Source organism: Streptomyces sp. WAC07094 (assembly GCF_036320405.1).
Lineage (GTDB): Bacteria > Actinomycetota > Actinomycetes > Streptomycetales > Streptomycetaceae > Streptomyces > Streptomyces lannensis.
Map to the genome: position 1 here is coordinate 5,244,391 of NZ_JAVMJZ010000001.1, position 25,603 is coordinate 5,269,993.

At 71.7% G+C, this 25,603-nt stretch carries 21 protein-coding genes and 1 tRNA gene; 11 read left to right on the plus strand and 11 right to left on the minus strand.

All coding sequences use genetic code 11. The annotated features are described in order from the left end of the window. Positions 1 to 2: 2 nt before the first annotated feature. From RCR19_RS23230 to RCR19_RS23240, 3 genes are read right to left on the minus strand one after another with little or no spacing between them, the layout of a single operon-like run. Entirely contained in the window at positions 3 to 1,607 is a 1,605-nt protein-coding gene (locus tag RCR19_RS23230; protein WP_331266871.1) for a hypothetical protein, read from the minus strand. Further along, entirely contained in the window at positions 1,598 to 2,761 is a 1,164-nt protein-coding gene (locus tag RCR19_RS23235; protein ID WP_331266872.1) for a hypothetical protein, read from the minus strand. The genes RCR19_RS23230 and RCR19_RS23235 overlap by 10 nt, the downstream gene beginning before the upstream one ends. Further along, a complete protein-coding gene (locus RCR19_RS23240; RefSeq protein WP_331266873.1) occupies positions 2,712 to 3,665 on the minus strand; it encodes a phosphatase PAP2 family protein in 954 nt (317 codons plus the stop codon). The genes RCR19_RS23235 and RCR19_RS23240 overlap by 50 nt, the downstream gene beginning before the upstream one ends. A gap of 199 nt (positions 3,666 to 3,864) precedes the next feature. On the opposite strand from RCR19_RS23240, the gene RCR19_RS23245 reads away from it, so the two are divergent. Beyond that, on the plus strand, positions 3,865 to 4,461 hold the full coding sequence (locus RCR19_RS23245; RefSeq protein ID WP_331266874.1) for a histidine phosphatase family protein: 597 nt from the start codon (positions 3,865 to 3,867) through the stop codon (positions 4,459 to 4,461). A gap of 24 nt (positions 4,462 to 4,485) precedes the next feature. On the opposite strand, the gene RCR19_RS23250 is transcribed toward RCR19_RS23245, so the two are convergent. Then, positions 4,486 to 5,949 carry a hypothetical protein gene (locus RCR19_RS23250; RefSeq protein ID WP_331266875.1) on the minus strand — a complete coding sequence of 488 codons (1,464 nt, stop codon included), beginning with the start codon at positions 5,947 to 5,949 and terminating at the stop codon, positions 4,486 to 4,488. A gap of 302 nt (positions 5,950 to 6,251) precedes the next feature. Here RCR19_RS23250 and RCR19_RS23255 point away from each other — a divergent pair, with 302 nt between their 5' ends. Together RCR19_RS23255 and RCR19_RS23260 are read left to right on the plus strand one after the other, a co-directional pair. Next, positions 6,252 to 6,686, plus strand: a complete 435-nt coding sequence (locus tag RCR19_RS23255; RefSeq protein ID WP_331266876.1) for a hypothetical protein — start codon at positions 6,252 to 6,254, stop codon at positions 6,684 to 6,686. Between the two features lie 83 nt (positions 6,687 to 6,769). Further along, positions 6,770 to 7,636: a fused MFS/spermidine synthase gene (locus tag RCR19_RS23260; protein ID WP_331266877.1), complete on the plus strand. Its 867-nt coding sequence runs from the start codon at positions 6,770 to 6,772 to the stop codon at positions 7,634 to 7,636. Between the two features lie 16 nt (positions 7,637 to 7,652). Here the strand turns inward: RCR19_RS23260 and RCR19_RS23265 are convergent, their stop codons facing one another. Further along, entirely contained in the window at positions 7,653 to 8,180 is a 528-nt protein-coding gene (locus RCR19_RS23265) for a hypothetical protein (protein WP_331266878.1), read from the minus strand. 165 nt (positions 8,181 to 8,345) lie between these two features. On the opposite strand from RCR19_RS23265, the gene RCR19_RS23270 reads away from it, so the two are divergent. The 3 genes from RCR19_RS23270 to RCR19_RS23280 all read left to right on the plus strand — a co-directional run bounded on the left by RCR19_RS23270 (position 8,346) and on the right by RCR19_RS23280 (position 12,013). Then, entirely contained in the window at positions 8,346 to 9,050 is a 705-nt protein-coding gene (locus RCR19_RS23270) for a response regulator transcription factor (RefSeq protein ID WP_331266879.1), read from the plus strand. Further along, positions 9,047 to 10,438: a HAMP domain-containing sensor histidine kinase gene (locus RCR19_RS23275; protein WP_331266880.1), complete on the plus strand. Its 1,392-nt coding sequence runs from the start codon at positions 9,047 to 9,049 to the stop codon at positions 10,436 to 10,438. The genes RCR19_RS23270 and RCR19_RS23275 overlap by 4 nt, the downstream gene beginning before the upstream one ends. Before the next feature lie 111 nt (positions 10,439 to 10,549). Then, positions 10,550 to 12,013 carry a cellulose binding domain-containing protein gene (locus RCR19_RS23280; RefSeq protein WP_331266881.1) on the plus strand — a complete coding sequence of 488 codons (1,464 nt, stop codon included), beginning with the start codon at positions 10,550 to 10,552 and terminating at the stop codon, positions 12,011 to 12,013. A gap of 74 nt (positions 12,014 to 12,087) precedes the next feature. On the opposite strand, the gene RCR19_RS23285 is transcribed toward RCR19_RS23280, so the two are convergent. Both RCR19_RS23285 and RCR19_RS23290 read right to left on the minus strand, forming a co-directional pair. Continuing rightward, the gene (locus tag RCR19_RS23285; protein ID WP_331266882.1) at positions 12,088 to 13,515 is read right to left on the minus strand and encodes a GH1 family beta-glucosidase; all 1,428 of its coding nucleotides are present in this window, start codon (positions 13,513 to 13,515) and stop codon (positions 12,088 to 12,090) included. Positions 13,516 to 13,674: 159 nt separating this feature from the next. Beyond that, positions 13,675 to 14,718 (minus strand): LacI family DNA-binding transcriptional regulator, encoded by a 1,044-nt coding sequence (locus tag RCR19_RS23290; protein WP_331266883.1) that lies wholly within the window; start codon positions 14,716 to 14,718, stop codon positions 13,675 to 13,677. Positions 14,719 to 15,211: 493 nt separating this feature from the next. Here RCR19_RS23290 and RCR19_RS23295 point away from each other — a divergent pair, with 493 nt between their 5' ends. From RCR19_RS23295 to RCR19_RS23315, 5 genes are all read left to right on the plus strand, one after another. Further along, positions 15,212 to 16,534, plus strand: coding sequence for an extracellular solute-binding protein (locus RCR19_RS23295; protein WP_331266884.1), 1,323 nt, complete (start codon positions 15,212 to 15,214; stop codon positions 16,532 to 16,534). A 410-nt stretch (positions 16,535 to 16,944) separates the two neighbouring features. Further along, the gene (locus RCR19_RS23300; protein WP_059127668.1) at positions 16,945 to 17,943 is read left to right on the plus strand and encodes a sugar ABC transporter permease; all 999 of its coding nucleotides are present in this window, start codon (positions 16,945 to 16,947) and stop codon (positions 17,941 to 17,943) included. 14 nt (positions 17,944 to 17,957) lie between these two features. Next, positions 17,958 to 18,878 carry a carbohydrate ABC transporter permease gene (locus RCR19_RS23305; RefSeq protein WP_059127667.1) on the plus strand — a complete coding sequence of 307 codons (921 nt, stop codon included), beginning with the start codon at positions 17,958 to 17,960 and terminating at the stop codon, positions 18,876 to 18,878. A 185-nt stretch (positions 18,879 to 19,063) separates the two neighbouring features. Beyond that, positions 19,064 to 20,527, plus strand: coding sequence for a GH1 family beta-glucosidase (locus tag RCR19_RS23310; RefSeq protein ID WP_331266885.1), 1,464 nt, complete (start codon positions 19,064 to 19,066; stop codon positions 20,525 to 20,527). Between the two features lie 182 nt (positions 20,528 to 20,709). Next, complete coding sequence (locus RCR19_RS23315) at positions 20,710 to 21,765, plus strand: LacI family DNA-binding transcriptional regulator (protein ID WP_331266886.1); 1,056 nt, start codon at positions 20,710 to 20,712, stop codon at positions 21,763 to 21,765. 500 nt (positions 21,766 to 22,265) lie between these two features. Here RCR19_RS23315 and RCR19_RS23320 read toward each other — a convergent pair. The 4 genes from RCR19_RS23320 to RCR19_RS23335 all read right to left on the minus strand — a co-directional run bounded on the left by RCR19_RS23320 (position 22,266) and on the right by RCR19_RS23335 (position 25,341). Further along, a tRNA-His gene (locus RCR19_RS23320) sits at positions 22,266 to 22,338 on the minus strand. 124 nt (positions 22,339 to 22,462) lie between these two features. Continuing rightward, the gene (gene orn, locus RCR19_RS23325; RefSeq protein ID WP_059127663.1) at positions 22,463 to 23,065 is read right to left on the minus strand and encodes an oligoribonuclease; all 603 of its coding nucleotides are present in this window, start codon (positions 23,063 to 23,065) and stop codon (positions 22,463 to 22,465) included. A 348-nt stretch (positions 23,066 to 23,413) separates the two neighbouring features. Next, positions 23,414 to 24,646, minus strand: a complete 1,233-nt coding sequence (locus tag RCR19_RS23330; protein WP_331266887.1) for a helix-turn-helix domain-containing protein — start codon at positions 24,644 to 24,646, stop codon at positions 23,414 to 23,416. A 377-nt stretch (positions 24,647 to 25,023) separates the two neighbouring features. Then, on the minus strand, positions 25,024 to 25,341 hold the full coding sequence (locus RCR19_RS23335; RefSeq protein ID WP_331266888.1) for a hypothetical protein: 318 nt from the start codon (positions 25,339 to 25,341) through the stop codon (positions 25,024 to 25,026). Between the last annotated feature and the right edge of the window lie 262 nt (positions 25,342 to 25,603).

Genomic DNA, 25,603 nt, shown 5'->3' on the forward strand with positions numbered 1-25,603 from the left:
GGTCACAGAACGTCCTCCTCGGTCACCGGATCGGGCTGCGGCACGGTGTCGGCCTCACCCGGAGGCCCGCCGTGCGTCCAGGGCGTCTCCTCGGGCTCGGGCAGCTTCGCCCCGCCGCGCTGCTCGTGCTCGAAGACCGTGAAGCAGACGCGGTCGCCCTTCTCGGGCACGGTGCCCGCCTCCGGCTCCTTGCCGCGCCCCATCTTGTCGACGATCCGCAGGACCACGAGACCGCCGCCCCGGGCGAGCTCCTCGTGCCCGACGAACTCGGCGGCCTGGGGCTTGCCGGCCAGCGACCGGTACACCTTGGTGCGCTCCCCGAGATGGGGCCGGTCCTCGGTCCGTACGGTCAGCAGCGGGCGCGGGCTCGGCCGCTTGCCCTCGCTGTACGTCATCACGACGTCCGTGACCTCGCCCGCGAACGCCTCGCCCGACAACCGCCGCCCGGCCATGACAAGCGGGTCGTCGAGTGCCTCCTGGGCGTCGAGGCGGGCCTGTTCGCGCTCGCGCGCGGCGAGTTTGTTCGCCGCCGTGACCGCGTCGTCCCGGCGCGGCTGCGGCGGTTCTCCCGCGGCCACCCGGTCCCGGTGGCCGGTGAACGACCAGCGGTCACGCGTCCAGCGGTCGGCCACATGGCCGCCCTCCTCGAGCTCGCGCAGCAGGTCGAGTCCGCGCCACACCGCGTCCCAGGTCGGACGCGTGCACTTCTCGACGAGCGTGCGGATCGAGTGCTCGGCTTCGGTGAGTTCACCGAAGCGGTCGTCCGCCTCGACACCGTCCTCGGCGGCGGCGAGCCGGATCCGCACCTGGTCGTAGCGCTCGATGGCCGGGGCGAGCAGCTTGTTGTCGAAGGCCGGGTCGGTGGCCGGCCCGGCGGGCGGGCACAGCAACTGACCGCTTCCGTCCCGGGCCAGCTCGGCCCGCAGCGCCGCGTCCGCGCCCGTTGTACCCTCCGGCGGGTCGATCCAGGCCAGCAGTGCTCCCAGGTGCTGGTCCTCCAGATGGGACTGCCCGGTCGCCCAGTGCCGCGGCAGCAGATCGGTGACGGCGAGCAGCAGGGAGGATCCCGGGACTCTGGAGCGCTCCCCGAAGTGGGTGAACCACCGGCCCAGCAGAGGTACACGGGTGGGCGCCGGGAACGGGGTCTCGGGGTCCTGCTCGGCGGTGCGGCGAAAACGCATGGAGCGGCCGAGGAGCCGGACGAAGTCGATGCCCGCGCGGCTCGGCACGATCAGCTGCGGCGCGTCCGCGCACAGGTCGACCTCGACCTTGATCCGCTTGCCGGTCTCGGGGTCGGTCTCGGAGCGCTCGGCGGCCTCGACCGCCTCGGCGCACCCGTCGATGTACGGCAGGACGACGTCCGCGAGGTCGGCGAGGAACGCGAACCTGAGGTCGCGGTCGCGTGGTTGCGGCACCACGAGCAGCCGCGGCGCGTCCCGGTCCGTGCCGACGAGTGCTCCGAGCGGTGCTCCGGCCTCGCCCGCGGTGGTGAGCGGAACGAGCACGAGGGGCCGCTCGGACAGGTGCCGGTGCCGGACGGTGGCGAGGGCCTGGGCGCGGCCCGACCGGACGGCCTCGAGCCGGGCGAGGGTCGCGATCAGCGACATACGGCGTCCTCCCGGCCGGCGACTGCCTCCGCGCGCAGTTCCGCCGCCCTGCGCAGCGCCGCCACGGCCGGGTCGTCCGGGTCGCCGGCCGTGCCGTGGGCGGCGGCCAGGACCTCGTCCACCGTGGTCAGCCCGCCCAGCTCGGCCCGCAGCGACCTTCCGAAGGAGGTGACCGCGCCCTCGGCGCGTGCATGGTCCCGGCAGTGGAAGGCCAGTTCGCACGCGGCAAGGCACTCGGGCGCATAGGTCGCAGGGACCGACTCCACCGCGGTGGTCAGCTCCTGCCGCGGGAGGTCGGGCGCGAAGCACGTGCCCTGCGGGAGGGCGTCGGCGATCTCCTCGACACGGACGAGACGGGTCAGCTGGCGCCGGGTGACCGCACGCTGCTTGCGGACGTCGAGCGCGGAGGCGGTCGGCAGATTGCTGAAGTCCTTTGGGCAGACCAGCAGGACCCGTTGGCGCACCACGGGAGGTGCGCCGCCCTCGGCGTCGCAGACTTCCGGCTCCGCACCGAGGCGGGCGGCGACCTCCTCCAGAGCCAGCACGTACACCGCGGACTGGCGGGCTGCCGCTCCCACCTTCGCCGGGTCGGCCGATCCGTCCAGCATGGGGAAGGACTTGATCTCCACGACGGTCCAGCTGCCGTCCGGGTGCACCACCACGGCGTCCGGCTCGAGGAACGCGAGGGAGCCCGCCACGGGGAGGGCGAGCATGGGGTGGTCGAGCAGGGTCCAGCCGCCCTCCTGGACGGCCTCGCGCAACGCCAGCGCCGTCCGGGCCGTGCGCCCTTCGGGACCGGCGGCGGTGAGGTCGGGGACACGCGCCTCTTCGGGCGCGTCGGCGGCCGGGTCCAGCTTCTCGTGCACCAACCGCAGCAGCTCCGCGCCGCCGTCGGCCTTGACCCTGGCCTCGAACGCGTTGCCCCGCACGAAGGCGAACTGCGACTGGCCGAACGCCGAGGGCGCTCCCAGTGCTCCCGCCAGCGCCGCCTTGTCCACCCCGGCCCCGTCCAGGAGCGCGCGGCGTCTGCACCCGGGGTTCGCGGCGAGTGCGGCGAGGGCGCGCGCGTCCAGCGGCTTGGGCGGTACGGAGGGGCCGCGCAGGTCAGCGAGCCGCTGCCGCAGCGCCGTCCCCCGCGTCCGCGGAAGAGGCACCCGGCTCGGCTCCCGGTCCGGAGCGGGAGATGCGCTGTCGGGGAATTCGCTCACCCGTCGAAGTCTGGCACCCGGCACTGACAATTGGGGAACCTGAGGCGTGCGGGGCGTCCGCCGTGGGCACGAACGGCCGCCGCAGCCGGGTGCGCACCACGTCCGCCGCGCGCATCACCGACGGGGCCAGCAGGAAGCCGGCGCCCATGACGGCGACACCCGCGACCGCGTCGAGCGAGTAGTGGTTCGCGGTGCCCATCACCACGATCGCGGTCAGCAGCGGATAGGCGACGCCCGCCACCCTGGTCCAGCGCCTGCCGCCGAATCGCCACAGCATCACGCCGCACCACAGCGCCCAGCCGACGTGCAGGCTCGGCATCGCGGCGTACTGGTTCGTCATCCCGCCGAGCCCCCGCGGTGCGCTCGCGTCGCCGGCCCACCAGCCGTAGGAGCTGTACTGGGCCATCGTGTCGACGAAGCCGTGGCCCGGGGAGAGAAGCCGGGGAGGGCAGGTCGGCAGCAGCGTGAAGCCGATCAGACCGATGAACGTGGACGTCATCAGCCAGGTGCGGGCCGCCCGGTAGTGCTCCTGGCGGCACCTGAACAGCCACACCAGGATCACCGGGGTCACCACGTAGTGCAGTGACGCGTACCAGAAGTCGGCGGGTATGCCGAGCCACGCCTCTCGGGTGAACAGCCGGTTCAGCGGGTGCTCGGCGTTGATGCGCAGCAGCTTCTCCAGGCGCAGTATCGCCAGGCCGTGGTCGACGGCGGAGGAGACGTCGCCCCGGGCGAGCAGCCGGCCGGCGGAGTAGCACATGTACACCAGCAGGATCAGGGGCAGTTCGGTCCACCAGCGCAGCCGGGTCAGTGGGCTTCCCCCGATGCCTGCTGTCTCGGCCTGCGGCATACGATTCGCCCTCCCCGTTCTGCTCTGCTGCGGCTCCCGTTGCCCGGTCTGCCACCTTACGGCGTATGCGCCCCCTCTTGAGGGGCACCCCGGCGGACAAGACGCAGAGATCGCCCACCGGGTTGCCCGGGGGCGGGGTGAGCGATGATGGTGTGACGTCCTTGTTGACTTCTGATGGATTCATCCCGAAAGGTCGCTCATGGCACCGCGCATCCTGCTGGCCCGGCACGGACAGACGGAGTGGTCGCTGTCCGGCAAGCACACCGGCAGGACCGACGTACCGCTCCTGGAGGAGGGCAAGCGGGGTGCCGAGCTGCTGGGCCGGCGCCTGCACCGGGCGCCGTTCGACGGGCTGGACGGTGTCGAGGTGCGCACGAGTCCGCTGGCACGCGCGCGTGAGACGTGCGAGATCGCCGGTTTCGGCGAGCGGGCGAGCACTTGGGACACATTGCTGGAGTGGGACTACGGCGCGTACGAGGGCATGACGCCGGCCGAGATCCAGGCGGTCCGGCCGGGCTGGCTCATCTGGCGCGACGGGGTGCCCGAGGGGGAGACCCTGGCCGAGGTCGGCGCGCGGGCGGACGAGGTCGTCGCCTGGGCCCGCGCGGTGGATCGCGACGTGCTGGTCTTCGCGCACGGGCACATCCTGCGCTCCATAGGGGCGCGGTGGCTCGGGCTGCCGCTGGAGTTCGCGGCCCGCATCCGTCTCAACCCCACCTCCCTGTCGGTCCTCGGGTGGGCCTACGGGGAGCCGGCGATCGAGTCCTGGAACGACTGCGGTCACCTCATGGCATGACCGCGCTCCCCGCGCGGGCACGGCTCAGGCCGTGCGCGGCAGGGACGCGTGGCGGTCCAGGAACGCCGACACGCCCGCTGCCCGGCGGTGCGGCAGCAGGACCCGCGCCGTGCCCGCGAGCATCGTCTGGATCCGGGACGACTGGACCTGGTCCAGGAGGTCCAGGACGCGCAGCCCGGCCTCGGCCGCCTCGTCGGGGCGGCCGCCGCGGGCCAGGTCGTCGGCGAGCTCCGCGGTGTACAGGGCGATGTTCCGGGAGAAGTGCGGGTCCTGGAGACGAGCGGCGCGCCGGGCGTGCCGGGCGGCGCGCGGCCAGTCGCCCAGGGCCGACCAGCACTGCGCCTCCAGGCCTTCCAGCTCGGCCTCGCCGTAGAACGTCATCCACTCGGGGTCGGTCTCCGACGGCCCGCGTTCGAACAGGGCCTGCGCCCGGGCCAGCGCCTGTTCGCAGCCCGCCCGGTCGGTGAGCCCCGCCCAGCCGCCCGCCTCGCGCAGCGCGAGCAGCGACATCAGGCGCTGGGAGCCCAGCTGGCGCGCGGCGCGCTGGGCCGCCTGCGCCGCCCGTACCGCCTCGCGGGGCCGGCCGGCGTCACGGGCGAGGAACGCGGTGTTGCAGAACGCGTGCGCCTCAAGGGCCGGGTCTCCCGACATCCGGGCCGTGGCCAGTGCCTCCGCGTAGTGCGAGCGGGCGTCGTCGAACCGCCCGGAGTCGTGTGCCAACCAGCCGACCGAGATGGCCAGTTCGCCCGCGCCCACATACAGCCGGTCGGTGACCGACTGCCGGGTCGTGCCCGCGTCGAGCAGTGCGTAGGCGGTGCGCAGCGGGGTCGCCGCACGGCGGTACAGGCCGTCCGCACCGTGCCGGTCGTCGAGCAGCCTGATCTTGCGTACGGCCTCCTCGAGCGCGCTCGCCTCGGACGAGCCCGCGCGATGGACGGGGCGTTCGGCGGCCGCTGCCGCACCGCCGAAGGTGAGCCCGAAAGGGCCGAGGGATGCGGTCGCCACCGTGACGGTGCCGCCGGTCATGAATGCGCGACGCAGCACGTCGCTCTCCTCGTGGTTCTGTTCGCCGTACGCGTGTCCGTCGTACGACTCGTGCGTCTCGTAGGTGTCTGGCGTCTCATACGTCTCGAAGGCCTCGCGTGTCTCACTTGAGGCGAACGGACGGCGGATGGTGTTGACGGGGGTCGCCTCATGGGTGGCTCGCGCCCCCCGGCCGCGCACCGCGGAGCGAGGTGCGAACCCCAGGTCCGTGAGAGTGCGTCCGGGGAACATATGGAGGAACACCCGTTCGTAGGCGTAGTTGGGGCAACGGATCTCGCCGGCCTCCACACGTCCGATGTACCGGGCGTCACAGCTGACCCGCTCGCCGATCTCCCGTGCGGCGCGTCGTACCGCCGCGGCGAACTCGCCCGGTGAGCGCTGCCCGCGCAGCTGCCGGAAGGCGAGGTTCGGCCGTGGTGGCCGGGGGTGCTGGGACGAGGTCATGGTCGGGCTCCTTCGTGCGAACCGTCGAACCATGCCGGATTCGGGACGACTTGCCCGCGTGGTGCAAGTTGTTCCCTGCGTCCGGCGGTGCACGAACGTACCCGTCCCGCGAGAGTCGTCACGCCGGGTTTGCCTACAAACCGGATATCTCATGCGCGATCTGCCATGAACTGCCATCCTTTGCGGCGGCGTTGTGCCCGTTGCCGTTGACGTTCCGGAGCGTTTAACCCGATGGACCGGGAGCCCCCCGAACTCCCGACCCAACTCACGCGTCGAGGAGGGGTTCCGCCATGGAGGCCGGGATGCAGAGCACGCAGAGCACCGAATTCCGTACGTCGCAGTCGACCGCGCGGCACATGCCGACCCGGGAGTGCAGCGCACCGCCGCAGCAGGCCCCGGACCTCGTGACCGTGCCGGCCCGGCAAGGACTGGAGGCCGTCGACATCCTGCGTCGAGGCGCAGGCGACTGCGTCGGGCCCGTCATCCACGACGACGGCTGCGACACCCTGGGTTTCCTGGTCCCTCCCGGCACCGCGGACGCCTGGGACGTCCCCGGCAGCACCTGCACACAGACCCAGGGGCGCGGGGTCGGTCAGGCCGCTCCGGTCCCTCCCGTCGAGGGCACGGGCTGGCTTCTGCCCCCGGGCGACGTGGAACTGGCCACGGACCCCACCGTGCTCCGCGAGGCCCTCGGGGAAGCGGCGCGCATGCTGGAGGCCGCCGACAACTGTCGGTGAGTGCGCGCTGACGGTCCGCGTCGGCCGGGCTCCCCGCACACCGCCGGTGGGCCCGCCATCGCCGTCCCCTCGATAATGGCTGAATGGGCAGGTCACGGAATGCGCGGCGCGGGCAGGCCGCAGAGGCCGTCGTCGAGACGGTCGAGGGCGGACTCGCGCAGCTGATACCCGACCGGGAACGGGTGCGCGCCTGGACCCTCCTCATCGACGGCGCACCCCAGTCGCACGTCGACCTCGACGACCCGTCGTACCTCGCGTTCGAATACCAGCGCCGCCTCGGTCATGTCATCGACCTGGCCGCTCCGCCCGGCCGTCCGGTGCACGCCGTGCACCTCGGCGGCGGTGCCTTCACCCTCGCCCGCTACACCGCCGCCACCCGGCCCCGCTCCACCCAGCAGGTCGTCGAGCGCGACGGTGCGCTCGTCCAACTCGTGCGGCGCGCCCTCCCCCTGGACCCGAACGCCCGTATACGGGTGCGCTCCACGGATGCCCGCGAAGGGCTCGCCAAGGTGCCGGACGGCTGGGCGGACCTGGTCATCGTGGATGTGTTCAGCGGGGCGCGCACGCCCGCGCATCTGACGTCGGTCGAGTTCCTCGCCGATGTGCGCAGGGTGCTGAACGACGGCGGTCAGTACGCGGCCAATCTCGCCGACGGGCCACCGCTCGCCCATCTGCGCGGCCAGATCTCCACCGCCGCGGCCGTCTTCCCCGAACTCGCCCTGATCGCCGACCCCGCCGTACTGCGCGGCAAGCGCTTCGGGAACGCGGTCCTGGTGGCCTCGGCCCATCCGCTTCCGGTCGCCGAACTGACGCGCCGGGCCGCCTCGGACCCGCACCCGGCACGTGTCGAGCACGGCAGGGCGCTCACCGACTTCACCGGAGGCGCCGCGGCGGTCACGGACGCGGCGGCCGTGGCATCACCCGCGCCGCCGCCGTCGGTCTTCCGCTGATCCGGGCACCCGCCCCTCAGTAGTTGCCGATCTCCACGTGCGGCGGACCGTCGTGCCAGGTGCAGAACACCGACACCCGGTTCACGCCCGAGGCGAACTCGACCCGGATCCAGGACTCGGTCTTCCACACCTGCATCGACCAACCGGGCCCCGGCGTTGCCGACACCAATGACGCCGACGTGCTGCCCAGGTCGAAGACCGCGCGCCCGCCGTCGGTGTCGTAACTCTTCACCCGGCCGTACCCGGAGGGGGACGAGGACGTCGTGGGAGTGTTGCTCGGACGCGCGCCGGCCGTCTTCACCGAGGTGGGCCCCGGGCTCGAGGCGGGCCCGCGGCTCGAGCTCGGTGACGGCTCGGGACGCGTTGTCGAGGACGCAGCGGGCTTCGCGCGCTGCGTCGTCGCGCCGCCCGCCGTGATGGGCAGGGCGCGCGGCGGATCGTAGGCGGTCCCCGTCATCACCGTGTGCACGCCCCACCACGACAACGTGACCGCGGCGCCCGTGGCGACCGACCACGCCAGTACGTGTACGAGTCCTCTGACCATCCCCGCCATACTGCCCCACACGCCCCACCGGTGTCTCACGGGTCGCACACAGTTCCGGTCGTCCCTGCGGGAGCCCGCGAGCCGGTCCCCTTACCACGGTTGTCGCCCCGCCGGCTTCGCCCGACCGGGGGGATCGTCGTCCCCGTATGGCGTACGGTGCCGCCCATGGCACGTGTGCTCGTGGTCGAGGACGACCAGTTCGTACGCTCGGCGCTCATCAGGCACCTCACGGAGGCCGGACACACCGTGCGCAGCGTCGGCACCGCGCTGGAGGCGCTGCGCGAGGTCGCCCATCTTCCGTTCGACGTCGTGATCCTCGACCTCGGACTGCCCGACCTGGACGGGTCGGAGGCGCTGAAGATGCTGCGCGGCATCACGGACGTGCCGGTCATCATCGCCACCGCCCGCGACGACGAGGCGGAGATCGTCCGCCTGCTCAACGCGGGCGCCGACGACTACTTGACCAAGCCCTTCTCGGTCGAGCACCTGTCCGCACGGATCGCGGCGGTCCTGCGCCGTACCCGCGCCGCCGCGGCCGAGGCCGCCCCTCCGTCCGTCATCCGGGTCGGCGGCCTCGTGATCGATCCGCTGCGCCGCCTCGCGGAACTGGACGGCGCACCACTCGACCTGACCCGCCGTGAGTTCGATCTGCTCGCCTTTCTCGCCGGCCGGCCCGGTGTGGTCGTACCGCGCCGGGAGCTGCTCGCCGAGGTGTGGCAGCAGTCGTACGGGGACGACCAGACCATTGATGTCCATCTCTCATGGCTGCGGCGGAAGTTGGGTGAGACGGCGGCGAAGCCGCGTTATCTGCACACGCTGCGGGGAGTGGGCGTGAAGCTGGAACCGCCGAGGACGGAGCCGTTGTCGTGAGGTGGGCGCTGGTCAAGGTCTGCGTGGCGGTGACCACCATGGTCGTGGTGGCCTTCGCGGTCCCGCTCGGGCTCGTCATCAAGGAGATGGCACGCGACCGCGCCTTCTCGAACGCGGAGCGGGAGGCCGCGGCGATCGCGCCCGCCCTGTCCATCACCACCGACCGGGACCAGCTGGAGAAGGTGGTCGCCTCGGCGGGTCCCGGCGACGCGATGGCCGTGCACATCCCGGCGGGCGACGGCACGAAGGCCGTCGACATCGGGCCCGGTCGCGCGCCTGCCAGGGACATCGAGACCACGCGCCGGCTGGGCCGGGCCTCCATGGCGGAGGTCCCGGGCGGCTCGGCGCTCCTCCAGCCCACCGCCCTGAGCTCGGGCGACATCGCCGTCGTCGAGGTGTACGTCCCCGAGTCCGAGGTGTCGAACGGCGTCGCCACGGCCTGGGCGGTGCTCGCCGTGGTCGGCGTCGCCCTCGTCGTCGGCTCGGTGGCGGTCGCCGACCGGCTCGGAGTGCGGATGGTGCAGCCCGCCCAGCGCCTGGTCGAGGGCGCGCACGAGCTGGGGGAGGGGAGACTCGCGGCACGGGTGCCGGAGGAGGGACCGACCGAACTGCGGCTCGCGGCCGTCGCGTTCAACTCGATGGCCGACCAGGTCGTCCAACTGCTGGCCAACGAAAGGGAGCTGGCGGCCGATCTCTCCCATCGCCTGCGCACCCCGCTGACGGTGCTGCGGCTGAACGCGGCCTCTCTCGGCGAGGGCCCGGCCGCCGAGCAGACGCGGGCGGCGGTGGCGCAACTCGAACGCGAGGTCGACACGATCATCCGTACGGCGCGGGAGGCCAAGCCGCAGACGGCGGCGGCGGGTCCGGGCGCCGGGTGCGACGCGGCCGAAGTGGTGCGCGAGCGGATGGAGTTCTGGTCGGCCCTCGCCGAGGACGAGGGCCGCAAGTGGCGGGTGGCCGGGGTCGACCGGCCCGTGCGCACACCCGTGGCCCGGGCGGACCTCGCGGCCGCGCTCGACGCACTGCTCGGGAACGTCTTCCGGCACACGCCGGAGGGCACGGCGTTCGCAGTCGACGTGCACAACGGCGAGGACGCGGTGATCGTGCTGGTGTCCGACGCCGGGCCCGGCATCCTGGACCCGGAGGCCGCGATGGCCCGGGGTCGTGGCTCGGGCAGTGCCGGATCCACCGGCCTCGGCCTGGACATCGTGCGGCGGCTCGCCGAGTCGACCGGCGGCGACGTGCGGATCGGCTCGTCCGTGCTGGGCGGCACCGAGGTGCGCATCTGGTTCCAGCTCGACGGGCGGGCCCCGGTGCGGCGCGGGCACCGGGTGCGCCGCAGACGCGCATTGGTCTCTACCTTTAACCGGCCCCGATCCCTTCCTTAAGCGCACCCTAAGATCCCCGGATGCCGTCCGGATGATCTGATTTGCGTGATCCCCGCTCGCTAGCGTGCTCCCGCATCCCACCCCCCCGTGAGCAGCGAAGGCAGGCACGCGATGAGCAGTACGCACCGGCGCAGGGTCAGCGGCAGGAACAAGGTGATCGGCGGGGTCGTCGCCGCCTCCGTCGTGGGCGGCGCAGCGCTTCTGGTCACCGGCACCGCGCATGCCGCCGGAGTCGGTGCCGTCTACACCAGGACCAGCGACTGGGCCACGGGATACACCGCGCAGTACGTCGTCTCGAACGACGGCGACCGGACCAAGGACGACTGGACGCTCCGGTTCGATCTGCCGGCCGGTGCGAAGCTCAGCTCGCTGTGGAACGGCACGTCGACGGTCAGCGGGCAGCATGTCACCGTGAAGCCGCCGTCCTGGGACAAGGACGGGCTGGCGGCCGGCGAAACCGCGACCGTCGGCTTCGTCGTGACCGGCTCCGGGAACCCGACAGGCTGCCTGATCGACGGCGCCGAGTGCTCCGCCGACGACGGAGCGACGCCCGAGCCCAGCGGGCGTCCGACACAGTCGCCGACCCCCACCGCGACCCCCACCAGGACACCGACCCCCACCGCCACGGCGACCGGCACGCCGTCCCCCACCGCCTCCGGGACCCCCGGCTCCGGGACGAGCACGAGCGCCGGCTTCGCACCGTACGTGGACACCTCCCTCTACCCGGCCTTCGACCTGATCGCCGCCGCCGACGCGACCGGCGTGAAGGACTACAACCTGGCCTTCGTCACCGACGGCGGCGGATGCACCCCCAAGTGGGGCGGTGTCACGGCCATCGGCAGCGACGCGGTGGCCGCGCAGATCGGCGCCCTGCGAGCCAAGGGCGGCGACGTCCGCGTCTCCTTCGGCGGCGCCTCCGGAGCGGAACTGGCCACGGGCTGCTCCTCGGCGGACGCGCTCGCGGCGGCGTACGGGAAGGTCGTGGACGCGTACAAGCTCACCAAGGTCGACTTCGACGTGGAGGGCGGCGCGCTGCCGAACACGGCCGCCAACACCCGCCGAGCCCGGGCCGTCACCAAGCTCCAGCAGCAGCACCCGGGCCTGGACGTCTCGTTCACCCTCCCCGTCATGCCGGAGGGCCTGACCCAGGACGGCGTGGACCTCGTGGCGGACGCGAGGACCAACGGCGTGAAGATCTCCACCGTGAACATCATGGCGATGGACTACGGAGCCGCGTACAGCGGTGACATGGGCACCTACGCCACCCAGGCCGCCACCGCCACCCAGGCTCAGCTCAAGAGCGTGCTGGGACTCTCCGACGGTGCGGCCTGGAAGGCGGTCGCGGTCACCCCGATGATCGGCGTCAACGACGTGTCGTCGGAGATCTTCAGGGTCGACGACGCCGCCCAGCTGGCGGACTTCGCCCGGTCCAAGGGTCTTGGCGGGCTGTCGATGTGGTCGGCCACGCGGGACAGGCAGTGCGACGGCGGTGCCAGGCCCACGGCCGACCCGACGTGCAGCTCGGTCGTCCAGGACAGGTTCGCCTTCTCGAAGGCGTTCGCCGCCTTCAAGTAGGGCCCGGCTCACCGGACGGGATCCCGGACCGCCGGGGACGCGGCGTCTCCCTCCCGCGCCGCGTCCCCGGCCGGTCAGACCTGCGGAGGCGGCAGCTTTCCGGTGCGGGCCGCCAGGGAGTACCAGTGCGCGCTCGACTTCGGCTGCCGGGCAAGCGTCGCGTAGTCCACGTAGACCACCCCGAACCGCTTGCTGTAGCCGTGCGCCCACTCGAAGTTGTCCAGCAGGGACCACAGGTAGTAGCCACGTACATTGGCGCCGTCCGCGATGGCACGGCGGATCTCCGACAGATGGCTGTGCAGGTACGCGATCCGCTCCGGGTCGTGCACACGCCCGTCCGGGTCGGGCTTGTCGTCGTAGGCCGCGCCGTTCTCCGTCACGTAGAGCGGCAGGCCGGGCACCTCGCGGCTGTACCGCATGATCAGCTCGTGCAGGCCGGCCGGGTCGATCGTCCAGCCCATCTCCGTGCGCTCACCGGGACTCTGATGGAAGGACACGTCCTCCGCGCCCGGCCAGGGTGTGCCCGCGGCCCTGTCGTGACCGCCCGGCCGTGGACGGCCCGCTGCCGTCCGCGACGCGGCCGACACGAGAGTCGGGGTGTAGTAGTTGAGGCCCAGCGCGTCCAGCGGCTGGTTGATCGTCGCCAGATCGCCGTCGTGGACGTAGGACCAGTCCGTGAGCGACGACGTCGCCGTGAGCAGGGACTGAGGGTAGGCACCGTGCAGCATCGGGCCGTGGAAGACCCCGTTGGCCAGGTCGTCTATCTTCCGCCCCGCCGCCAGGTCCGCCGGATCCTGCGACACCGTCCGCACCGGGCACGAGTTGAGGCTCACCGCCACGGTGTTGCGGGCCGGCATCACGGACCGGAGGGCGGATGCACCGAGGCCATGGGCCAGGTTCAGATGGTGGGCCGCCCGCAGTGACGCCGCGGCGTCGGTACGGCCCGGAGCGTGCACCCCGGCGCCGTAACCCAGGAACGCGCTGCACCAGGGCTCGTTGAGAGTGATCCACTGCTCGACGCGGTCGCCCAGCGCCTCACCCACCAGCTGGGCGTACTCGGCGAACCGGAAGGCGGTCTCACGCTGCGGCCAGCCGCCCGCGTTCTCCAGGTCCTGTGGCAGATCCCAGTGGTAGAGCGTGATGGTCGGCCTGATGCCGTGCGCGAGCAGCTCGTCCACGAGGCGGCGGTAGAAGTCCAGACCCCGCTGGACCACCGGGCCCCGGCCGGTCGGCTGCACCCGCGACCACGACACCGAGAAGCGATAGGCGCCCAGGCCGAGTTCGGCCATGAGCGCGACGTCGTCGCGGTAGCGGTGGTAGTGGTCGACGGCTATGTCACCGGTCTCGCCACCGACCGTCTTGCCCGGTGTGTGGCTGAAGGTGTCCCAGATGGAGGGCGTGCGGCCGATCTCCCGCACCGCTCCCTCGATCTGGTACGCCGACGTGGCGGCACCCCAGAGGAAGGCGCGGGGAAACGTCACCTGTGGCGCGGACACGGTCATCGTGGGGGCTCTCCTGGGTCGGCTGGCCCCATTGTGCATGGGAGCGCTCCCATACGGAAGGGGGTGCGCGGCGGAAAGTCCGTGCGGGGCGGGCGTCCGCCATCGGTGCCGCGCTGCGGTCGGGTCCCGTCTCGGGGCCCGCCGAGTGGACGGCGCCGCTCAGGCGGACTTCCGGACCACCAGTTCCGTCGGCAGGACGACCTCCCGGTGGCCCTTGCCCCGCTGGGCGATCTCCTCCAGCAGGAGGCGCGCCATGGTGCGGCCCATCTCCTCGATCGGCTGGCGCACGCTGGTCAGCGGGGGATCGGTGTGCCGGGCCACGATCGAGTCGTCGAAGCCGATGACGGCGACGTCGTCGGGCACCCGGCGCCCCGCCGCACGCAGTTCGAGCACGGCACCCGAGGCCGTCACGTCGGAGGCGGCGAAGACGGCGTCGAGGTGGGGGCGCCGGCGCAGCAGCTCGCGCATGGCCGCCCTTCCGCCCTCCTCCGTGAAGTCGCCGACCGCGATCAACTCCTCGTCGACGGTGATGCCCGCCGTCTGCAGGGCCTCCCGGTAGCCGTCCAGACGGGCCCGGGCGACGTCCATGTCCAACGGTCCGGTGATGGTGGCGATGGTCCGCCGGTTTCCCTGCAGCAGGTGCCGGACCGCGGCCCGGGCGCCGCCTCCGTTGTCCGCGCGGACGTGTCCCAGAGGTTCCGGATGGCCGCGGCGCCCCGCCAGCACGGTCGGAATCGCCAGTTCGTCCAGCAGGTCCGGAAGCGTGTCGTCGCGGTGCACGGCCACCATCAGCACGCCGTCCACCCGCTGCTCGGTCAGGTATGTGGCAAGCCGAGCGCGCTCGCTCTCGTCGCGCACCAGCACCAGCAGCAACTGCATCCCCGCGCCCGAGAGGCCGGAGGACACGCCCCGGATGATCGCCGAGAAGTACGGCTCGGAGAAGAGCCGGGTCTCGGACTCGGGGACGACCAGGGCGACCGAGTCCGTACGGCGCGTGACCAGGGAACGGGCGGCGCGGTTGGGAACGTAGCCGAGTTCGGCGATCGCCTGCTCCACCGCCGCCCTGGACTGGGCGCTCACCTTGGGGGAGCCGTTGATCACCCGGGAGACAGTGCCGCGGCCGACGCCGGCGCGTGCGGCCACGGCGTCCAGCGTCGGGCGCCGGGCGCGGGCGGCCTCAGGCGGCTGTGCGGCAGAACTCATTGTTCACCTTCCGGCGTTCTGTAAGGGGTGCTTCATTGTGACCCGGAAATTTCGCCGAACGCTTCCACGGGCAGGCCGGCCCTGCGCCTGCATGCGTGCATTCCGTGCGTGACCTGCGCCGATTCCCCAACAGTACGGCGAGCACCTCGCCATTGAACGGCCTGCGGCGCGACACGTTCACGTGACGTACGGGACACGCTCGCGCAACAACGCTGTTTTCAAGTCTTGACACATGGCCCGCCAGGAAGGAGTCTTCCGGCATGCCGCGTGGGAGCGGTCCCACGGGTAGCCCCGGGGGTCGTCTCGCGCGGCCCCGAAGCACCGATGGCCTTTCCCTCTACCTCGCATGGCACACCGTTGACCAGCATCTTCGCACTGCACGCCCGTGCTGTGGGCTGGCCGCTGCTCGAACCGAGAGGGGCAGGTCCGGACCGTCGACCGCTGGCGGTCCGAATCCTGAGGTCCGTTCCCCACTGGAACAAGGAGTAGTGGAATGCGCATAACTGGCACCGGCGGCGGTCGCGGCCGCAGAGCGGCGGTCCTGACCACCTCGGTCCTGGCGGCCTCGGCCCTGCTGCTCACGGGCTGCAGCAGCGACGACGGCGATTCGGACGCCTCCGGCTCCGACGGCAAGATCACCCTCACCGTGGCCGACTTCGGGCAGTTCGGTTACAAGGAAGCCGATCTGTTCGCTCAGTACCACAAGCTCCACCCGAACATCACGGTGAAGGAAGAGACCACCGCCAACGAGCAGGACTACTACCCGAAGCTCCTTCAGCAGCTGAACACGGGCAGCGGTCTGGCGGACGTCACCGGCATCGAGGTCGGCCGCATCAAGGAGGTCGTCGACACCCAGGCCGACAAGTTCAGCGACCTGAGCAAGTCGATCAACGTGAGCGACTGGGTGTCCTGGAAGGAGAAGCAGGCCACCACGAAGGACGGCGCGGTCATCGGTGCGGGCACCGACATCGGTCCGATGTCGCTGTGCTACCGCAAGGACCTCTTCGAGAAGGCCGGTCTGCCGACCGACCGCGAGGCCGTCGCCAAGGCCGTCGCGGGCGGCTGGGAGGACTACCTCAAGCTCGGTGAGCAGTACAAGAAGAAGGCTCCCTCCGGGACCTACTTCATGGACTCCGCGAGCGCCATGTACAACGCGGTCGTCAGCTCGGACGCCAAGCAGTACTACGACGCCGAGGGCAAGCCGATCTACAAGGACAGCCCGGCCGTCCAGCAGGGCTGGAACCTGGCCGCCGAGGCCGCCTCGAAGAAGCTGACCCAGGGCCTGCCGCAGTTCACCGACGCCTGGACGGCTGCGCTGCGCAAGGGCTCCGTGGCCACCGTGGCCTGCCCCGCGTGGATGGCCAACCAGATCTCCAACAACTCCGGTGACGCCTACAAGGGCAAGTGGGACATCTCCCGCGCGCCCGGTTCGACCGCGGCCAACTGGGGTGGCTCGTTCCTGGCCGTCCCCAAGAGCGGCAAGCACGTCAAGGAGGCCACCGACCTGGTGAAGTGGCTGACGGGCGCCGAGCAGCAGGCCGCCGTGTTCAAGGCGGCCGGCATCTTCCCGTCGAACCAGGGCGCCTACGAGCTCCCCGACGTGAAGGACGCCAAGCTCGCCTACTTCAGCGACGCACCCATCGGCCAGATCTACGCCGAGGAGGCCAAGACCATCCCCGAGGCGGTGCTCGGCCCGAAGGACGGCGTGATCAAGGACACGATCTCCACGCAGATCAACAACATGGAGCAGCGGGGCACCAAGCCCGCTGACGCGTGGAAGGCCGCGACCGAGACGATCGACAAGGCGATCGGCTGACGCTCGCCGGTGCGGGCGGCTCCGCGGCCGCCCGCACCGGCCCGGGCGCGAAGTCCGGTCCGGCGGATCCCACGGCAGGAAGGGTCCGTTCCGCGTCCGGCCGAGTGCCCGGCTCCGTACGGGCGGAGAGCGTCGCGGCGCCCGCCGGCGCGGCCCCTGGTGCCGCGCCGGACGCGCCACGTGGTCCCTCCGCCCGCCGGTGCACGTCCGGCAGCGCGATCGGTCCGGCACCTGAGCCACAGGGCCGGGCATCCGGCGGCCGGGTCCCGCATCGCACGGACTTCAAGGCCAGGCGCGCAGCGGGCCGGTGCCCAAACCGACGTGCTTCGCGGCGCGTCGGGACCGGCGCCCGACCCTGGACGCGTCTGCGGCCCCGTACCCGGCCGAACCCCCAGAGAAGGACTTCCTCCGTGGCAACAACAACCCCCACCCGGGGCGCCTACAGCCCGCCGCCCGGCGGCTCCGGCGCCGCGTCGAACGGAAGCGATCGGCGATCGTGGCGCAGTCGGCTCTGGCGCTTCGACGACCTGGCCTCCCCCTACGCGTACATCGCCCCCTTCTTCCTCATCTTCGGCGCCTTCGGGCTCTATCCGCTCCTCTACACCGGCTGGATCGCCCTGCACCGGGTGGAGATGACGAGCCTCAGCCAGTCCGAGTGGGTGGGCTGGGACAACTTCGCCAAGATCCTCCAGGACTCCGAGTTCTGGACGGCCGTCGCCAACACCTTTGTGATCGGCGTCATCTCGACCGTCCCGCAGCTGCTCGTCGCACTGGGCCTCGCTCATCTCCTCAACTACAAGCTGCGCGCCAGCACCTTCTGGCGGACGGTGATCCTCACCCCGTACGCCACCTCGGTGGCGACCGCGGCCCTGGTGTTCGCCCTGGTCTTCCGGGCCGACGGCGGCCTGCTCAACTGGGCGCTGCACTTCGTCGGGTTCAGCAACATCGACTGGGGCAACGGGGAGTGGACATCCAAGATCGCCATCTCCGTCATCGTGATCTGGCGGTGGACCGGTTACAACGCGCTGATCTATCTCGCGGCCATGCAGGCCGTGCCGACCGATCTGTACGAGGCTGCCTCGATCGACGGGGCGACGCGGTGGCAGCAGTTCCGCAAGGTGACGATTCCCTCGCTGCGGCCGACGATCCTCTTCACGATCGTCATCTCCACCATCGGTTCCATGCAGCTCTTCGGTGAGCCGCTGCTGCTGCAGGGCGGAACCCTCGGCTCGATCGGTGGCAACGAGCACCAGTACGAGACGCTCAGCATCTATCTCTTCAACTACGGCTGGAAGCTGGGGCACCTGGGTCCGGCCGCGGCCGTGGCCTGGGCGATGCTCGTCCTGCTGCTGCTCATCGCCCTGATCAACTGGATCGTCAGCCGGTTCGTGCGCAAGAGCGCGGCCTGACGGGAGCGAAATCGATGACCACGACCAGTCCCACCAAGACCGCACCGACCCTCCTCCCGGCCGGACAGCCCCGGACCGAGGGCACGGGCCGCAGCCGTTTCAAGCTCGGCGCCGGCCAGCAGCTGAAGGGCGGCCCGCTCACCTACGCGGCCCTCGTCATCGTCGGCCTGGGCTCGCTCTTCCCCCTGTACTGGACCCTGGTGGCCGCCTCGCATGACCAGCAGCGGGTCCTCGACACCCCGCCGCCGCTCGTGCCGGGCGGCCGTCTGTGGAGCAACCTCCAGTCGGCCTGGGAACAGGCGCACCTGGGGAAGGCCATCGTCAACAGCATCATCGTGTCCGGCTGCATCACGGCGGCGACGCTGTTCTTCTGCACCCTCGCGGGCTACGCCTTCGCCAAGATGCGCTTTCGCGGGCGCGGCGCCCTGATGACCGCCGTCATCGCCACGCTGACCATTCCGCCGCAGCTCAGCGTCGTTCCGCTCTTCATGATGATGTCGGACATCGGATGGGGCGGAAAGCTGGAGTCGGTGATCTTCCCGACCCTCGTCGGTGCCTTCGGCGTCTTCTTCATGCGGCAGTACCTCTTGGAGGCCCTGCCGTACGAGCTCATCGAGGCGGCCAAGGTGGACGGTGCGAGCAACATCCGGATCGTCTGGAACGTCGTCCTGCCCGTGGCCCGGCCCGCGATGATGGTGCTGGGCATGCTCACGTTCGTGCAGGCGTGGAACGACTTCTTCTGGCCCTTCCTGGCCCTGAACCAGGAGAACCCCACCATCCAGGTGGCCCTCGGCCAGCTCAGTGCCTCCTACACCCCCGACCAGAGCATCGTCATGGCCGGAGCCCTGATCAGCACGCTGCCGCTGCTGCTGGTGTTCGTGATCTTCGGCAAGCAGATCGTCGGGGGCATCATGGCGGGCGCCGTGAAGGGCTGACACCGTCCACGCCGGGCCGGCGCCCCGGCAGCCCACGCGCCTGCCCCGTCATCCGCCGTCCGGTGGGACCCGCCCCGCACGCAGGCTCCACCGGACGGCCGCCCGGCCCGCGCCCGGCCCCGCATCCTCCTCCCGCCGGACCACTGTCCGGCCTTTTCACCCGATACTTTGGGAGCGTTCTCACGATGACCGCAGTACGACCCGAGGCGACCCCCCTGTCGGCTCCGGCCACCTCCTTCCCCCAGGGCTTCACCTGGGGCGCCGCCACCGCCGCCTACCAGGTGGAGGGTGCCGCCACCGAGGGCGGCCGCACCCCGTCCATCTGGGACACCTACAGCCACACCCCCGGAAGGGTCCGCAACGGGGACACCGGGGACATCGCCGCCGACCACTACCACCGCTACCGCGACGACGTGGCGCTGATGAAGGACCTCGGCCTCAAGGCGTACCGTTTCTCCATCTCCTGGTCCCGGGTGCAGCCCACCGGGCGCGGACCCGCCGTCGAGCGTGGCCTGGACTTCTACCGCCGGCTCACCGACGAGCTGCTGGAGGCCGGCGTCACCCCTGTCGCCACGCTCTACCACTGGGACCTGCCCCAGGAGTTGGAGGACGCGGGCGGCTGGCCGCACCGCGACACCGCATACCGTTTCGCCGAGTACGCCGACATCATGGCCCGGACCCTCGGTGACCGGATCGGGGTGTGGACGACCCTCAACGAGCCGTGGTGCTCGGCGTTCCTCGGCTACGGCTCCGGTGTGCATGCGCCCGGCCGGACGGACCCGGCGGCCACCCTGCGCGCCGCCCATCACCTCAACCTGGCCCACGGCCAGGCGATCGGGGCGCTGCGCGCGGTTCTGCCCGCGTCCGCGCAGACCTCCATCACCCTCAACCTGCATCAGGTGCGCCCGCTGACCGACAGCGCCGACGACGCCGAGGCCGCCCGCCGTATCGACGCGGTCGGCAACCGGGTCTTCACCGGTCCCATCCTGGACGGTGCGTATCCCGAGGACCTGCTCGAGGACACCGCGCACATCGTCGACTGGGGCAGCCTGGTGCACGACGGCGACCTGGCGGAGATCTCCCGTCCCATCGACGTGCTCGGCGTCAACTACTACTCGCCGACCGTGGTCTCGCTTGCGACCGAGGGCGTCGGCACCACCAAGAACGACGGTCACGGCGCGAGCGAGCACTCGCCGTGGACCGGCTCCGACCACGTCGCCTTCCACCTCGCCAACGACAACCTCACGGCGATGAACTGGGCCATCGACCCCAGCGGGCTGCACACCCTGCTGACCGACCTCTCGAAGTCGCATCCGGAACTGCCGCTGATGGTCACGGAGAACGGTGCCGCCTTCGACGACTACATCTCGCCCGAGGGCGTGGTGAACGACCCGCAGCGGATCGCCTATCTCCACGCCCATCTGGACGCGGTGCGCAGGGCCATCGCCGACGGGGCGGACGTCCGCGGCTACTTCCTGTGGTCCCTGCTGGACAACTTCGAGTGGTCCTACGGTTACTCGAAGCGCTTCGGCACGGTCTACGTCGACTACTCGACCCAGCGCCGCATCCCCAAGGCGAGCGCCCACTGGTACGCGGACGTGATCCGCAGGAACGCGCTGCCCGCCGTCGACGGGCAGAACAACGGCTGATCACCCGGCCGAGGGGCGCCACCGCTCAGTGGTGGCGCCCCTCGCGAGTGCCCCACGGCCGGGAGTGCCCGCCGGCGGAGGATGATGGGAGCGGGGGCGTCAGGACAGGGACTGTTACATTCCTGGCCGAACGGCCGCGAACACGATCCTGGCCTGGCGGCTGCGAACGGGAGGCGGAGACCATGGCAGTCAACGCGGGGCGGGGACGGAACGGTCGACGGCCGACGCTGGAGGAGGTCGCCGCACGCGCCGGTGTCGGCCGGGGCACGGTCTCCCGGGTGATCAACGGCTCGCCCAGGGTCAGCGACGCGACGCGGGCGGCCGTCGAAGCGGCCGTCGCGGAACTGGGCTACGTCCCCAACACGGCTGCCCGCGCCCTCGCGGCCAACCGTACGGACGCGATCGCCCTCGTCGTCCCCGAGCCGGAGACCCGTTTCTTCGCCGAACCGTACTTCTCCGACATGCTGCGCGGGGTGGGTGCCGAACTGTCGGACACCGAGATGCAGTTGCTGCTGATCTTCGCGGGCAACGACCGTGAACGCCGAAGACTGGCCCAGTATCTGGCGGCCCACCGGGTCGACGGCGTCCTGCTGGTCTCGGTGCACGCCCACGATCCGCTGCCCGACCTCCTGTTGCAGCTCGACATCCCGGCCGTGATCAGCGGCCCGCGCTCGGAGCACGAGGCGCTGCCCTCGGTGGACTCCGACAACTACGGCGGCGGCCGCTCGGCCGTCGAGCACCTGATCGACCGCGGCCGTGCGCAGATCGCCACCATCACCGGCCGCGTCGACGTCTACGGCGCGCAGCGACGCATCGACGGCTACCGCGACGCCCTGCGGGAGGCGGGGCGGGAGGTGGACGAAGGCCTGATCCTGCCCGGTGACTTCACGGAGGAGGGCGGCCGCCGCGCCATGACGGAACTCCTCGCCCGCCGCCCCGACGTGGACGCGGTGTTCGCGGAGTCGGACGTGATGGCGGCGGGTGCCCGCCAGGTGCTGCGCGAGGCGGGCCGGCGCATCCCCGACGACGTGGCCCTGGTGGGCTACGACGACTCGGCGATAGCCCGCCACATGGATCCGCCCCTGACGAGTGTGCGCCAGCCGATCGAGGAGATGGGCCGCGCGATGATCGACCTGCTGCAGGACGAGATAGCGGCCCCCGGCCCGTCGGTCTCGCGGGGCCCGGCCCCCCGCCAGGTGGTCCTGCCTACGGAGCTGGTGGTGCGCGCGTCCTCCTGAGCAAGGACGCGGCCGTGAGCGCGAGTTCGCCGCGGTGCGGCCGGGAGTGGGTGGGACCGCACGATCGGGCCGTGCCGGCCATGGGATCCGTCGTGCCAGGCGTGCCGGACGTGCGGTGTGCCGTGGGCGTCCGGGTGGAAGCCCACCGCCGTGTGCCGTGGGACGGGATCGAGGACGATCGGGCGGTGCCCGCACCGCCCCGGGGCGGGAGACCGGGCCGTCGCCGGGGCCGAGCGCGACGCTCGCCCACGGGACCCGCGCGTGCATCCGGACCGCACACCACCTGCGCGGCCGAGCGGGGCGCGCAGGCCGAGCGGGGCGTCGCGCCCGGGTTGCGGCGAATACAGTGGGACCGGTGTCCCGAGGACGCCGACTCCGTGCGGCCCGGGGACCCGGACCGCAACCGGTTCTGCGTCAGCAACGCCGGCCGGGGTGCGGAAGAGGCCGGAAACGCGATCGGCCGGCGACCCGCTCCCACGGGTCACCGGCCGACTTCGAAGGGTGAGTGACGGGACTCGAACCCGCGACATCCTGGACCACAACCAGGTGCTCTACCATCTGAGCTACACCCACCATGACCGGTGTTCTTCAAGTGGTTCCCCCACCGGCCGAGAAAAAGTGTACAGGGTCCGAAGGGGTGCTCGCGCCGGCGTTTCTCCGAGGTCCGTCAGGGTCTCGTCAGGGCCGAGGGGAACCGCTACCGGGCGGGCAGCACATGACGGGCCGCGATCGTGCGTGCCGTGTCCGAATCGGGACCCGGCTGCGGCACGAAGATCGCCTCCCGGTAGTAGCGCAACTCCGCGATGGACTCCCGGATGTCGGCCAGTGCCCGGTGGTTCCCGTTCTTCTCGGGACTGTTGAAGTACGCGCGGGGGTACCAGCGGCGGGCCAGCTCCTTGATCGAGCTGACATCCACGATCCGGTAGTGGAGGTAGCCCTCGAGCGTCGGCATGTCGCGGGTCAGAAAGCCGCGGTCGGTGCCGACGGAGTTGCCGCACAGCGGGGCCTTGCCTGGTTCCTTGACGTGCTCCCTCACATACGCGAGGACCTGCTCCTCGGCGTCGGCGAGCGTCGTACCGGCAGCCAGCTCCTCGAGCAGTCCCGAGGAGGTGTGCATCTGACGCACCACCTCCGGCATCGTCTCCAGCGCCGCGTCCGGCGGCCGGATCACGATGTCCACCCCCTCGCCGAGTACGTTCAGCTCGGAGTCGGTGACCAGCGCGGCCACCTCGATGAGCGCGTCGTCGGACAGCGAGAGTCCGGTCATCTCGCAGTCGATCCACACCATGCGATCGTTCATGTGTCCCACCTTATGGCCCTGCCGGGCCGCGCGGACCGCTCCTGCATGCGGTAATGCGGCCGCGAGCACTCCGGCGGGGGGCCGGGAACCGGGCGTCCTCGCCGTCGGCCCACCGGTCCGCGGGCCGACGGGGCGGCCAGGAGCCCGTGAGAGCGGCCGGAAGGCCCGCACGGTCCGCCCCGAAGGCGGCCGGCACGGCGGCGCGCCGGGAGGCGTCAGGGCCGCGGCGTGGGACGCGTCACACGACCTACGGTCCCGGAGGTCTTTCAGGACGTGCGCGGGCCGAGCGGGATCCGGTGGCCTGTACGGCCTTCCCGGCTCCCGCCCGTGCCCGGCGGCACCGCGGTGTCAGTGCGCGCTGCGCTGGCCGGGCAGTCCGCCCCGGCCCGCCGCGTACAGCTCCGGGACGTGCTTGCCGTTGTCCGTGGAGACGGACGCGGAGGGGCCGAGCGCGCTCGCGGCCGCCGTGCGGCGGGTCTGCATCGGCAGCGGGGCGGCCTCCTGCGGGACCTGCGGTGACGTCGTTCCTCCGGTGCCGTCGGAGTCCCCGGGACGGTCGCTCTGCGGGCGGCGTGCCCGGTACGCGGCCCGGTACGCGGCGGGCGACGAGCCGAGCTGGCGCCGGAAGTGCCCGCGCAGCGCGACCGGCGAGCGGAATCCGCAGCGCCCGGCGACCTCGTCGACCGAGTAGTCGGAGGTCTCCAGCAGCCGCTGTGCCTGGAGCACCCGCTGGGTGATCAGCCACTGCAGCGGCGCGCTGCCCGTGAGCGAGCGGAAGCGTCGGTCGAACGTCCGCCGGCTCATGTACGCGCGTGCCGCGAGCGTCTCCACGTCGAACTGTTCGTGGAGGTGTTCCAGGGCCCAGGCGACGACCTCCGCGAGCGGGTCGGCGCCGATCTCCTCGGGTAAAGACCTGTCGAGGTAGCGCTCCTGACCGCCGCTGCGGCGCGGCGGGACCACCAGCCGCCGGGCGAGCGCGCCGGCCGCCTCGTTGCCGTGGTCCGTGCGCACGATGTGGAGGCAGAGGTCGATGCCCGCAGCGGTGCCGGCGGACGTCAGCACGTCGCCGTCGTCCACGAACAGTTCGCGCGGATCGACGTGCACCGACGGATAGCGCTTGGCCAGCGTCGGCGCATACATCCAGTGTGTGGTGGCCGGGCGGCCGTCCAGCAGTCCGGCGGCGGCCAGGACGAAGGCGCCGGTGCACAGCCCGACGATGCGGGCGCCTTCCTCGTGGGCGCGGCGCAGTGCGTCCAGCGCCTCCTCCGGCGGCGGTGAGGTGATCGACCGCCAGGCCGGCACGACGACGGTGCCCGCCCGCGAGATCGCCTCGAGGCCGTACGGTGCGGTGAGTTCCAGGCCCCCTGTGGTCCGCAGCGGGCCTTCCTCGCCACCCGCCACCAGCAGTCGGTAGCGCGGCACTCCGGCGTCCTGGCGGTCAATCCCGAACACCGACAGCGGTATGGAACTCTCGAAGATGGGGCCGCCGCTGAACAGCAGCACCGCGACGATCTCCTTGCGCCGTCGCCCGGACAGTTTCCGGGCCGCGGCATCCGGCGCGGCAGTGGAGTCGTGGCTCATCCTGCTAAGCCCCCCTCGGTGGTCGCGGCTCCTCGGTTGTGTCGTTCCTGCACGTTTCCCCTCGGTCCTGCACGAGTCCCCCGCCGTAGACAGTCATGATCGAATCTACTGTGTCCCGTGGTGCCGGCGTGACCAGTTCACCATCCGGCACATTGTCGACATGGCAACTTGGCGTGAAGCATTCGATCACGAAGCGTTGCACTCGTGGGCCGTGCAGGGAAGTGCGCCTCGCCCCGGTGGCCAATCCGCATAGGGTGCGCGCGCCTTCGGGGACCCTTTCGGTGCAGGTCGAACGGGGGGTGGCGGGGCGTTCGACGCTCCCATGCGCAGGGTCGAGAAGTTGGCTGAAAAGAAGCGGGGGCGTGCGCGGAAACCGGTCAGTCGACCGGAGCGCCGTCCCCAGTGTGACGCCCGCCCCTGTGCGCCCCCGCTCCGGTCCCGCCGTGCCGTCCGCCGAGCGGTTGGCGCTCCTCGGCCCTCAACTGCGCCGCGCCGCGCTCCGACTGTCGCAGCAGCGCGCGACACGCCGAGGTGACGGCGGTCAGACCCAGCGCCGCGCTGATCGCCGCGGCCGTCGAGATGCCGTACCAGACGAGCACCACGGGGACCAGGACGCAGCAGAAGGCCGCCCAGCGGACCACATCGCTCGCCCTGTCCGGTTCGGGGTGCTTCCGGACGATGCGGGGTGCGGACACGACATGCTCCCTAAAGCGGTGGGTCACCGGAATCAACGCGTCCCCGCCCGGCGGGTCACTGCCGGATCCCGCGGGACACGGCTTCGCGCCCCGGCGCACGGCGCCAGGTCGTGCGCCGGGCGCGAAGCCGTTCCGGTTCCTGAGTGAACCCTGGGCAAACCGCCTGTACGGGGCAGCAGCCATTGCGTTACGGGTGCCCCCTCGTGCATGCTCCCTGGAACCCCGCGAAGGGGGTCTCCCGGTTCGAGCGGAGCAGCGAGCC